The 12,228-nt window shown below is 72.5% G+C and carries 6 protein-coding genes; 4 read left to right on the top strand and 2 right to left on the bottom strand.

Translation table 11 applies throughout. The features are described from left to right. Positions 1-5,076, top strand: a 5,076-nt coding sequence (locus F5972_RS19785; RefSeq protein ID WP_150935009.1) for a type I polyketide synthase, incomplete at its 5' end; no start/stop codon positions are given. 30 nt (positions 5,077-5,106) lie between these two features. Here the strand turns inward: F5972_RS19785 and F5972_RS19780 are convergent. Then, positions 5,107-5,775, bottom strand: coding sequence for a winged helix-turn-helix transcriptional regulator (locus F5972_RS19780; protein ID WP_150935008.1), 669 nt, complete (start codon positions 5,773-5,775; stop codon positions 5,107-5,109). A 79-nt stretch (positions 5,776-5,854) separates the two neighbouring features. On the opposite strand from F5972_RS19780, the gene F5972_RS19775 reads away from it, so the two are divergent. From F5972_RS19775 to F5972_RS19765, 3 genes are all read left to right on the top strand, one after another. Then, a complete protein-coding gene (locus F5972_RS19775; protein ID WP_191910218.1) occupies positions 5,855-7,333 on the top strand; it encodes an MFS transporter in 1,479 nt (492 codons plus the stop codon). 21 nt (positions 7,334-7,354) lie between these two features. Beyond that, positions 7,355-9,037 (top strand): MBL fold metallo-hydrolase, encoded by a 1,683-nt coding sequence (locus tag F5972_RS19770; protein WP_150935006.1) that lies wholly within the window; start codon positions 7,355-7,357, stop codon positions 9,035-9,037. A gap of 294 nt (positions 9,038-9,331) precedes the next feature. Next, positions 9,332-10,732: a lectin gene (locus tag F5972_RS19765; protein ID WP_150935005.1), complete on the top strand. Its 1,401-nt coding sequence runs from the start codon at positions 9,332-9,334 to the stop codon at positions 10,730-10,732. An 82-nt stretch (positions 10,733-10,814) separates the two neighbouring features. Here the strand turns inward: F5972_RS19765 and F5972_RS19760 are convergent, their stop codons facing one another. Then, on the bottom strand, positions 10,815-12,149 hold the full coding sequence (locus F5972_RS19760) for an aminotransferase-like domain-containing protein (protein WP_150935004.1): 1,335 nt from the start codon (positions 12,147-12,149) through the stop codon (positions 10,815-10,817). Positions 12,150-12,228 lie beyond the last annotated feature (79 nt).

Genomic DNA, 12,228 nt, shown 5'->3' with positions numbered 1-12,228 from the left:
GGCAACCTCCAACTCCTCACCCACCCCCAACCCTGGCCCGACCACGCACGCCCCCGCCGCGCCGCCGTCTCCGCCTTCGGCGTCAGCGGCACCAACGCCCACGTCATCATCGAACAAGCACCCGACCAGGCCGAGCTCGAGTCACCCCAGGCCCGTCCGTCGCCGGCCGTGGGGTGGGTGGTCTCGGCGCGATCGCCCGAGGCGCTGCGTGCCCAGGCCGCCCGGCTGGCCGATCACCTGGACCGTCACCCCGGCCTGGGCGCGGCCGACGTCGCGCACTCCCTGGCCACCACCCGCGCCCGATTCGACCACCGCGCCGTCATCACCGGCACCGACCGAAACGAACTGCTGCAGCGCACCCGCGCCCTCGCCGACGGCACATCCGCCGGCGGGATCGTGACCGGGATCGCCCGGCCCGCAAAGGTCGCCTTCGTGTTCACCGGGCAAGGCAGCCAGCGCCCCGGCATGGGACGCGATCTGCACGCCGCCCACCCCGCCTTCGCCGCCGCGTTCGACGAGGCCATCGACGCACTGGATGAGCATCTTGCCGGGCACACACCGGTGCCGCTGCGCGAGGTCCTGCTCGGCGACGCCGACCCGGCGCTGCTCGACCAGACCCTCTATACCCAGCCCGCGCTGTTCGCCCTGCAGACCGCCCTCACCCACCTGTTCGGCGGCTGGGGCATCACCCCCCACGCGGTGGCCGGGCACTCCATCGGCGCCATCGCCGCCGCCCACGCCGCCGGCATCCTCACCCTGCCCGACGCCGCCGCCCTGGTCGCCGCACGAGCCCGCCTCATGCACACCGCCCCACCCGGCGGCGCCATGACCGCCATCAACGCCACCGAAGCACAGGTCGCCCCCCACCTCGATGCTTACGCGGGCAGGGTCACCATCGCCGCGACCAACACCCCCACCTCCACCGTCATCAGCGGCGACCACGACGCCGTCACCGCAATCACCGAACACTTCCGCGCGCAAGGCACCAAGGTCCGGGCCCTGACCGTCAGCCACGCCTTCCACTCCCCCCACATGGACCCGATCCTCGACGACTTCCAGAAGGCGATCGACGGCCTCCCCCACACGCCCCCCGCCATCGCCTTCGTCTCCGACCTCACCGGCACCGTCACCGCGCCCGACGGACCCGCCTACTGGGCAGCGCACCTACGCAACCCCGTCCGCTTCGCCGACGCCACCCGGACCCTGCACGACCAGGGCACCACCACCTACCTCGAAATCGGCCCCGACGGCATCCTCACCGGCCTCATCCGCGACACCCTCGACAGCGAAGAGGGCATCATCGCCGTCCCCGCACTCCGCCGGGACCGGCCCGAACCCCACACCGCCCTCACCGCGGCCGCCCACGCCCACACCCACGGCACCCCCGTCGACTGGACCGCAATCAACAGCCCCGCCACCACCGTCGACCTGCCCACCTACGCCTTCCAGCACGAACACCTCTGGCTCACCCCACCACCCCGCCAGACCGACCCCGCGAACCTCGGCCTCACCACCACCGCCCACCCCCTGCTCGGCGCCGCCCTCACCCTCGCCCACGACAACACCACCGTGTACAGCGGCACTCTCTCCCTGGCCACCCACCCCTGGCTCGCCGACCACACCGTCTTCGACACCCCCATCCTCCCGGGGACGGCGTACCTCGATCTCGCCCTCCACGCCGCCGACCACACCGGCCACACCACCATCGACGAACTCGTCCTCCACGCCCCACTCGCCCTGCGATCGGGCCGCAAGGTCCGGGTGCAGGTGATCGTGAACGGCACGGACACCGACGGGAACGCGACGCTCGACGTGTACTCGCGCGACGAGGGAGAGCACGGTGAGTGGACCCGCCACGCAACCGCCGTACTGGTCAGAGACGACACCGAACCCGGCTTCGACCTCACCGCCTGGCCTCCGGCGGACGCCGTCCCGATCGAGGTGGAGAGCGTCTACGACGCCCTGACCCTGGGGGGCCTGCCGTACGGCCCGGCGTTCCGGGGGCTACGCGCCGCCTGGCGGCGCGGCGGCGAACTCTTCGCCGAGGTGACGCTCCCGCAGGAGGCGGCGGACGGCGACGTCACGGGATACGGCGTGCACCCGGCGCTGTTCGACGCGGCCGTGCACCTGCCGGCCTGGGCCGGCCTGGCGGAGGTCCCCGAGGGACACAACCGGCTGCCGTTCGCCTGGAGCGGGGTGCGGCTGCACGCCACCGGTGCCACCGACCTGCGGGTACGCGTCACACTCGGCGACGCCGGATCGCTCTCACTGCAGGCCGCCGACCCCACCGGCGCACCGGTCGCCACGATCGACACCCTCACCGCCCGCCTCGTCTCCAGCGAACAACTCAACACCTCCCCAGCCGCCCCCGACAACGGCCTCTTCCGGGTCGAGTGGTCACCCCTCGAACTCCAGCCATCACCACGCGAAGCCTGGGCCGTCCTCGGCGACCGCGACCTCCACGACACCCTCCGCAAGACCGTCACCACCTCCTACTACGACGACCTGACCGCCCTCACCGACGCCATCGACGCCGCCGAACCCGCCCCCGACGTGATCGTCCTCCCGATCCACCGGGAACAGGCCATCTGGGACGACAACGCCGCCAGCGGCTCAACCAGAAGCAACAGCACCGACTCCGCAGAGCCGGAGCAGGCCACCCACGCCACCGGCAGCAACAGCAGGACGGGCGAGAACCTGGCGGCGGCGGCGCACGCGGTGGCCGAAACCACCCTGGCCGCCCTGCAGACCTTCCTGGCCGACGACCGCCTCAGCGGCACCCGGCTGCTCGTCCTCACCCACAACGCCGTCGCCACGAGCAGCCAGGAATCCATCGACCTTGTCACCGCACCCCTCTGGGGCCTGATCCGCTCCGCCCAGACCGAACACCCCGGCCGCATCCACCTCATCGACCACCACCACGGCCCGGATCACGACACCGCCGGCCTTCTCCCCCAAGCCGCCGCCACCGCCCGCCACCACGACGAACCCCACACCGCCCTCCGCGACGCCACCCTGCTCACCCCCCGCCTGATCGCACACGACACGCAACACAAAGCTGAAGAGGTTCAGCCGCGCGGGTGGGACCCCGACGGGACCGTCCTGATCACCGGCGGCCTCACCGGCATCGGCGCCCTGCTCGCCCGCCACCTCGCCACCACCCACGGCATCGGCCACCTCCACCTCACCGGCCGGCGCGGCCACCACACCCCCGGCGCCGACACCCTCATCCGCGACCTCACCACCGCAGGCGCCCACATCACCGTCACCGCCGCCGACATCACCGACCCCCACGCCGTCGAAGCCCTCATCGCGTCCATCCCCGCGGACCACCCGCTCACCGCCGTCATCCACGCCGCCGGCATCACCCACGACACCCCCCTCCACGCCCTCACCCCCAACCACCACCTGCACCCCGTCCTCGCCCCCAAAATCGACGGCTCCACCTACCTGCACCACCACACCCGCCACCACAACCTCGCCGCCTTCATCCTGTTCTCCTCCATCAGCGGCCTACTCGGCGGAGCCGCCCAAGCCAACTACGCCGCCGCCAACACCTTCCACGACGCCCTCGCCCACCACCGCCACACCCAAGGCCTCCCCGCCACCAGCCTCGCCTGGGGACTGTGGGCCCACACCAGCACCCTCACCGCCGATCTCACCTCGGTGGACCAGGCGCGGATCAGGCGGACCGGGCTCCGGCCGCTGACCGCGGACCAGGCCCTCGCCCTCTTCGACGCCGTCGCGTTCGGAGACACAGGCCTGCCCCTGGTCGTGCCGACCGGTCTCGCATCCACCGCGGAGGCGCCGCCACCCCTCCTGCGGGGAGTCGTCCGGCAGACCCGCCGAGCCGCGCGCGCCGCGTCGTCAGCGGGCTCCACGCCCGCCGCCGGGTTCACCGGGCTGACCCCCGAGCAGCGGAGCGCGGCCCTGCTCGACCTGGTCCGCACCGAAGTCGCCACCGTCCTCAGCCACCCCCACCCCCACACCATCCCCCCCGACCGCCCCCTCATCGAACTCGGCCTCGACTCCCTCACCGCCGTCGAACTCCGCAACCGCCTCACCACCACAACCACCCTCCGACTCCCCGCCACCCTCACCTTCGACCACCCCACCCCCCAGGGCATCGCGGCGTACCTCGACCGTGAACTGCCCGGCTCGGGCGAGAGCCCCTCCGGCACCTCCCGCCGTACGGGAACGGCTCCCGCGGGAGGGCTCGCCGCGCTGCACCGCCGCATGCACGAGACGGGCAAGCACGACGAGGCGGCGGGGCTGCTGGTCGCGGCGTCGCACGTACGCGAGCACTTCGCCGCGCCGGACCGGGAGCGGTACGCGCTGCCCCCGGTCAGGCTCGCGACCGGGCCCGGCCGGGTCTCGGTGGTCTGCTTCCCCGCGCTCAGCGCGATCTCCGGACCGCACGAGTACTCCCGGTTCGGGCAGGCGTTCCGCGACGACCGGAACGTGTACGTCGTGCCGTCGCCGGGGTTCACCGACGGGGAGGACGACCTGCTGCCCGACTCACTGGAGACGCTGATCCAGATGAACGTCGAGGGCCTGCGCCGCTGCGTGGCCGACGACGAGCCGTTCGTCGTCGTCGGCCGCTCCATGGGCGGCGCCGTGGCGCACGCCGTGACCCTCGCGCTGGAGGAGCAGGGCCTGCGGCCGGCCGGGCTGGCGCTGATCGACAGCTACCCGATCGACGCCTCCGCCCAGGAGGGCATGGAGTGGTGGCAGGGCGCCATGATCGGCGGCATGCTCGACCGCATCGACCGCTTCGACATGACGCTGCACGACACCAGGCTGACGACGATGGGCGCCTACAACCGGTTGTTCATCGGCTGGGGGCCGAAGCCCCTGGACACGCCGATCCTGCTGCTCCGGGCCGTGGAGCCGCTGCGCGGCACCACCGTCGACCCGGCCGACCCCGCGCGCTGGCAGGCGTACTGGCCGGTGTCACACGAGACGGCCGACATCCCCGGCGACCACTTCACCACGCTGGAGGAGCACGCGGGCACGACCGCGGAGGCCATCCGCACCTGGATCGGCACACTCCACCTCGAGGAGCCCGCGGGGTGAGCCGTCCTCCGGCCGCCGTGACAGGTCAGATCAAGCGGAGGCGCTCCCGTCCGCGCCGGCGGCCCTTCCCGCGCGGGGCAGGACACGCTGGACGGCTTCGCGGGAGCCGGCGACCCGCAGGCCCTGCTTCTCGGCGTCATCGAGGGGGACGCTGCCGCTGAAGAGGGCGAGGATGCGCGGTGGCGGGCCGGTGATCGTCGCGTCGGCGGCTGGGTCGGCTCCCAGGCGGAGCGAGACCTGGCCGGCGTCGACGTCGATCACCGCCGTCTCGTCCCCGGCGCGGATCTGGATCGAGGACGCGGGCTGGTCGGGTTCGTTGTCGGTGAGGAACATCCGCACGGGCAGGCGGAGCCATTGCCCGCGAAAGGCGTCCTCGGGCCGGTGGTCGCGCATCAGGGGCACGCCCCAGCGGCCGAGCGCGTCGATCACCGACGCCAGATCGGCACCGCGATCGGTGAGCCGGAACAAGGTGGTGGCGACCGGAGGCGGGGCGTCCTCGCGGTTCACGAGGCCGGCGCTCTCCATCTCACGCAGACGGTCCGCGAGCAGGTTGGTGGCGATTCCCGGCAATCCGGAGCGCAGGTCGGTGTAGCGGGACGGACCACGGGCCAGAAGCTCGCGCACGATCAGCAGCGTCCACCGATCGCCGACGACGTCGAGAGCTTTGGCCACGGAGCAGTACTGACCATAGGAACGCACGACCACAACTTACCAGCCGAGATTGAGCGAATCACGCGCTCGCTTGACTTTCTCGTCTATGCGCTTTAGAAGTACGTCTATGCCTAATCTCGACAGGCGGGCGGCAACCGCGGACGCGGTTCCGTCCTCAGGCCCGCCCCCCTTCACCCCGCCTCCGGGCGCCGGTCACCCACGTGCCGTCTTCGCCGTGCTGGCGCTGGCGGTGTTCGTCTCCACGCTCGACGTGTTCATCGTCAACATCGCCGTTCCGGCGATCCAGGCCGACTTCACGAACTCCACCGTGGCCGACGTGTCCTGGGTCCTGAACGCCTACGCGATCGTCTTCGCCGCTCTCCTCGTGCCCGCCGGCAAACTCGGCGACGTCGTCGGCCGGCGCCGGATCTTCACGGCCGGTCTGATCGCGTTCGGCCTTGGTTCGGCCCTGTGCGCGGCCGCACCGTCCCTCGGGTTCCTCATCGCCGCCCGCATCCTGCAGGGAGCCGGAGCCGCCGCGGTCACCCCGGCCTCACTCGGCCTTCTGCTGCCCTCCATCCCGCCGCAACGCCGGGCGGCCGCGATCGGCGCCTGGTCCGCCCTGGGAGCGGTCGGCGCCGCCTCCGGCCCGTCGCTGGGCGGGCTCCTCACCCAGGTCAGCTGGCACTGGATCTTCATCGTCAACGTTCCCCTGACCGCGATCGTGCTCGCCGGCGCATACCGCGTGCTGCCCGAGATCCGCGACCCCGCCCGGCCGCCGCTGCCCGACGGCCTCGGCACCCTCGTCCTGATCGCCGCCGTCTCCCTCGCCAATCTCGGCCTCGTCCAGGGGCACTCGCGGAACTGGGACGGACGGGTGATCGGCTGCTTCGCCGCCGCCGTGGTGCTCGCGGTCGTGTTCGCGGCGCGCTCCCGGCGTCACCGCGCCCCGGTCCTGGAGCTGAGCATCGTGCGCGTACCGGCGTTCGCGCTGTCCAGCCTGTCGGCGGCCCTGTTCTCGGCCGCGTTCTCGGCGATGCTGCTCGCCAACGTGCTCTTCCTCACCGGGACCTGGCACTACTCGATCCTGCGGGCCGGGCTGGCCCTGACTCCCGGACCCGTCGCGGCCGCGGTGTGCGCGCCGTTCGCCGGCAGGCTCGCGCAGCGCGTCGGGCCCGGGCTCGTCGGCGGTGCGGGCGCCCTGTTGTTCGGAACCGGATCGGTGATGTGGGTCGCGTTCATCGGAGCGGAGCCCGCCTACTGGTCCCTGTTCTTCCCCGCCATGCTCATCGGCGGTAGCGGAGTGGGCCTCGCCCTGCCCGCGTTCACGATCGCCGCCACCTCCACCCTCGCGCCACAGACGCTGGCCACCGGAATCGGCGCGCAGACCATGTTCCGTCAGATCGGCTCAGCCCTCGGCGTCGCCGCCTTCGTCGCCGTCTTCGGCACCCCCACCGCGTCCGCCGTGATCGGCGCCCACGACGACGTCCGATGGTTCATGATCGCCACGGCGGCCGGCGCCGCCCTCGCCCTCGCCCTCATCCGCCACCGACGGCCCGGCGCGACCGCCGCGCCGGATTCAGCCGGCCCGCACCCGGCGCGCTGACAACACCACAGGAGAAGTGACATGAACGACGAGATCGCGGCGCTCTCCCAGGTGGCCACGTGGCCGAACGCCGACCGGCGCACCAGGATCGTGCTGGCGAACCAGTTAACGGCCGCCGGGCTCGACACGGAAGGGTACGAGTTCTTCTCGGACCTGTCGTCCCGGACACCGGGCGACGGGCTCCTGCTGGCACTCGCCGGCGCCTTCCAGTCCCGTCTGGACGGCCAGGCCGAGGCGGCGATCGCCAAGCTCGACACCGCCACCTCCCTGGACCTCGGGTTGCCCCACTACTACCGCGGAATCTCCCTGGCCGGCCTGCCCGGATGCGCGGGCCGCGCGGAGACCGTGGTCGCGGACCTGGAGTTCGTCCTCATGGTCAAGGACCAGTTCCCGCCGGGCTTCATGCGGCCCGTCCACGCCGCGCTGTCACGCGCGTACGACCTGCTCGGCCGCACCGAGGAGGCTGCACGGGCACGCGGCCGCGCCGGTCACCCGATCACCGACCACCTGATCACCGACCACTGGGCGAGTCCCGAAGACGGGTTCCGATTCGTCCCCCGGCGCATGGTCGAACACGCACCGGGCGTCCACGTGGCGCAGGGCTACGACTTCGCCGATATCGGCTTCGTCGTCACCGGCACCGGGGTGGTCGCCGTCGACGCCGGGAGCACACCCGAGCACGCGTCCGCGGCCCTCCGCGAATTCCGCAAGATCACCGACCTGCCTCTCACACACGTGATCCTCACACATGCCCACTGGGACCATGTCGGCGGACTCGACGCCTTCACGGCCGGCGGCGCCGAGGTGATCGCCCAAGCGAACTTCCCCCACGAACTCGCGCTCCAGAACTCCGGCCCGCCGCCGCTCGGCTACTACCTCCCGCGCGGGCACGACCGCCGCTCCCAGGTCGAGCCCGATCGGCTCGTGCAGGACGTGGAGAAGCTGACGATCGGCGGCGTGGACTTCACCCTCATCCCGATTCCGGGCGGAGAGACCGAGGACGGGCTGGTCATTCACCTCCCGAGCCTGGAAGTGGCCTTCACCGGCGACATGTGCATGCCCTATCTCGGCGCGCCGACCCTCGCGGAAGGCTCCCCGCAGGGCCTGTTCCGAGCCATGCGGGAGGTCATGGACCTGCGACCGCGCAAGCTCATCCACGGGCATCCCGCGCTGACCGAGAACTACACGATCGAGGCGTTCCCCGGACTGCTGGCGGCACTGCGCGACCTGGAGCGGGTCATCACGGCCGGAATCTCGGACGGTCTGACGCTCGCCGAGATCCTCCGGCTCAACCACCTGCCGGAAAGCCTCAAGGACCATCCCGTCTCGGTCATGCCCTATCTGGTCACCCGCGACAACTTCATCCAGCGCGTGCACCGCCAGCAGACCGGATACTGGCACCGGAGCGGTGAGGGCGTCGAGCGCTTCACGTCCGCCGAACTGTCGGCCGCGCTGGATCTGCTGAGCGGCAGGAGCGCCGCCACCTTCGCCACGGCAGGACTCGAGCTCGCACGGCGCGGTGAGCACCCGCTGGCCCTGCACATCGTCGACCTCGGCCTGGTCAGCCACCCTGGCGCTCCCGAGCTCGTCGGCCTGCGGCAGAGCCTGCTGCAGTCGATGGTCGCGCGGAACCAGCTGCTCAACCCCTTCAAGTTCATGCACTACGCCTCACTCGCCGGCCTCGAACTGGAACCGGCCGACTGATCCCGGCGCCCGGGGCGCCGGGCGTGAAAGTTTCGGCTGCCCAGGCCGGGGCGGACGGCCGGGGACGAGGTCACCGGGGGTGGACGGGCCGGTGCGGCGGGCCGGACGTTGCCTCCGTCCCCGGACCGCGCCTATGGTCCAGGACGCCCGAAGCCGAAGATCGACGCTCCGCCCTCCACGGCCACGCGACGCCGGCGCTTCGCCCGGTTCCGCGCCGCGGCTCCTCACGGGCCCGGCCGGTGGGGCGGCGCCGATCGCGGCCCCGCCCGTCCCGTCCACCGAGGTGAGGCACCCATGAGACGCATGCGCGCGTGGTTCACGGCGCTCGGCACGGCCGTCCTGACGATCGCCGGGCTGGTCATGCCCGCTCCGGTCTTCGCCGCCCCCGCGACGCTTCGCCCCGGCGTCCTGTGGTACGACACGGCGGGCAACCGGCTGCAGGCGCGCGGCGCCGGCCTGTTCAAGGTCGGTTCGACGTACTACATGGTCGGCGAGGACAAGAGCGCGGGCGCGACGTTCACGGCGGTCGCCTGCTACTCCTCGACCGACCTGGCCACCTGGACCCGGCAGGGCAACGCGCTGAGCCGGCAGAGCAGCGGCGACCTCGCCGCCGGGCGCATCGTGGAACGGCCGAAGGTGATCTACAACTCGTCGACCGGCCTGTACGTGATGTGGGTGCACATCGACAACTCCTCCTACAGCGACGCGCGGGCCGGGGTGGCCACCAGCCCGACGCCGTGCGGGCCGTACACCTATCGCGGCTCCTCGCGCCCGCTCGGGTTCGAGAGCCGGGACCTGGGCCTGTTCAAGGACGACGACGGCACGGCGTACCTGCTCACCGAGGACCGTGCCCACGGCCTGCGCATCGACCGGCTGTCCGCCGACTACACCCAGGCGGTGAGCACGATGGCGGTGCTCGCCGACCTGGAGTCGCCGGCGATGGTCAAGGTGAACGGGCGGTACTTCCTGTTCGCCTCGCATCTGACGGGCTGGTCCACCAACGACAACGCGTACGCCACCGCGACCTCCCTGTCCGGGCCGTGGAGCGGCTTCACCACGTTCGCCCCCAACGGCAGCCGCACGTTCGACTCCCAGACCTCCTCCGTCGTGCCGGTGTCGGGGTCGTCGGGCACCACATACGTGTACGTCGGCGACCGGTGGAACCCCAACGACCTCAACAGCTCGACGCCCGTCTGGCTGCCGCTCACGATCAGCGGCTCCACCGCCTCGATGAGCGCGTTCTACGACTCCTGGACCATCGACACGGCCACGGGCACCTGGGCGGCCACGCAGACTCCGCCACAGCAGAGCTTCACGCTGGTCGGCGCCCAGTCGGGGCGCTGCCTCGACGTCGCCGGCGGCGCCGCGAACAACGGCTCCACCATCCAGATCTACGACTGCAACGGCGGCGCGGGCCAGAAGTGGTCCCTGACCTCCTCCGGGGAACTCCGCACGTTCGGCGGGACGAAGTGCCTCGACGTGTTCGACCAGCGGACCACCGCGGGCGCCCCCGTGGGCATCTGGGACTGCAACGGCGGAGCCAACCAGAGGTGGACGGTCAACTCCGCCGGCACGGTCGTCGGCGTCCAGTCGGGCCTGTGCCTGGACGTGAACGGCAATCAGACGGCCAACGGCACCAAGGTGCAGCTGTGGACGTGCAACGGCGGCGCCAACCAGCGGTGGACCCGCACCTGAGCCCCTGCACCTGAGCTCCCTGAGAATTCGCGCCTGAGCCCGGAGCCGGAGACCCGCCCGGGCCGGGACGCGGGCGGGCGCCTCACGGCGGGATCGCCTCGATCGCGGATCTCAGGCGGCGCAGCGCGGGCCCGAGGTCGTCCAGGGGCGGCGTGGCCAGCGCCAGCCGGATCGCGGGCGGACGCCACGCTCCGGTGGCGAACGCGTCGGCGGTCGACACGAGGATCCCCTCCTCCGCGAGCACGGCCGCCACGTGGTCGGGACGCTGGTGCGGCTCCAGGCCGAGCCAGACGATGTACGACCCCGGGTGGGCGACGACGTCCATGCCGCCGAGCGCCGTCCGGGCGATTTCCTGCCGGGCGGCGGCGTCCCGCCGGCGGGCCTCCTCCAACCGGGCGACCGTGCCGTCCGCGATCCAGCCGGTGGCGAGCGCGGTGACGATCCCCGGCGCGCTCCACGCGGCCGAGCGCAGGCTCCTGGTGACGGCCCCGGCGAGATGTCCGGGCACCACGGCGAAGCCGAACCGGAGCCCGGCCGCCACGTTCTTCGACAGGCCGGCGACGTAGCAGGTGCGTTCGGGGGCGAGCGCCCGTAGCGAAGGGGGCGGCGCGGCGTCGAGGAACGCGTACGTGCCGTCCTCGACGATCAGGCAGCCGGCGGCGCGGGCGATCTCGACGACGCGGGCGCGGGCCTCCCGGTCGAGGACCCAGCCGAGCGGGTTGTGCAGGGTCGGCATGGCGTAGATCGCGCGGACGGGCCGCGTGCGGCACAGCCGGTCGAGCGCGGCGAGGTCGGGGCCCGCCGGGGTCACGGGCACGGGCGCGAGGTCGAGGCCGTGCGCCGCGGCGAGGAGCCTGATGCCGGGATAGCTCAGCGCGTCGACGGCCAGCACGTCGCCGGGCCTGGTGAGCGCGCGCAGCACGGCGTCGAGCGCCTGCTGGGTCCCGCCCGTCAGCAGCACGTCGTCCGGCGCGGCGTCGATCCCGCGGCCGAGCAGGTAGGTGGCCACGACCGCGCGGTCGTGGCGGCGTCCGCCCGCGGGGTGCTGGCGGAGCAGTGACTCGACGTCTCCCGACGCGGCGAGGGTCCGCAGGGCCATACGCAGCGCGCCTGCCTGGTCCGGGTCCAGCGGCTGGTTGAACGACAGGTCGGCGACCCGCGGCACCGGCAGGGCGCGCGACGGTTCCGGCCCGTCGTAGCCGGACCGGTGCCGGACGAACGTGCCGCGCCCCGGCTCACCCACGACCAGCCCCATCGCCGCCAGTTCGGCGTAGACCCGGGTGGCCGTGCCCAGCGCGATCCGCCGTTCGCGCGCGAGATCGCGGTGCGCCGGGAGCCGGGCTCCCGGCGGGAGCGCGCCGGAGCGGATCGCCGCCGCGAACTCGTCGGCGATCCCCTTGTAGGACGGTGGTCGCATGCCGGGTGAGCCCTGTATCTGGGACGATTTCTGGATCGTCCCAGGTTACGGTTCCTAGGCTCGGTGCGACCACCTCCCC

It is taken from the genome of Microbispora cellulosiformans, assembly GCF_008728085.1.
GTDB classification, from domain to species: Bacteria; Actinomycetota; Actinomycetes; order Streptosporangiales; family Streptosporangiaceae; genus Microbispora; species Microbispora amethystogenes.
The sequence above is the reverse complement of the archived record's forward strand: the minus strand, read 5'-3'. Positions and strand labels throughout refer to the sequence as shown.

Excerpts from the sequence above, each read along its gene's own strand:
- F5972_RS19775 (WP_191910218.1), top strand. The coding sequence starts at position 5,855 with ATGCCTAATCTCGACAGGCGGGCGGCAACCGCGGACGCGGTTCCGTCC.
- F5972_RS19760 (WP_150935004.1), bottom strand. The coding sequence starts at position 12,149 with ATGCGACCACCGTCCTACAAGGGGATCGCCGACGAGTTCGCGGCGGCG.
- F5972_RS19770 (WP_150935006.1), top strand. The coding sequence starts at position 7,355 with ATGAACGACGAGATCGCGGCGCTCTCCCAGGTGGCCACGTGGCCGAAC.
- F5972_RS19765 (WP_150935005.1), top strand. The coding sequence starts at position 9,332 with ATGAGACGCATGCGCGCGTGGTTCACGGCGCTCGGCACGGCCGTCCTG.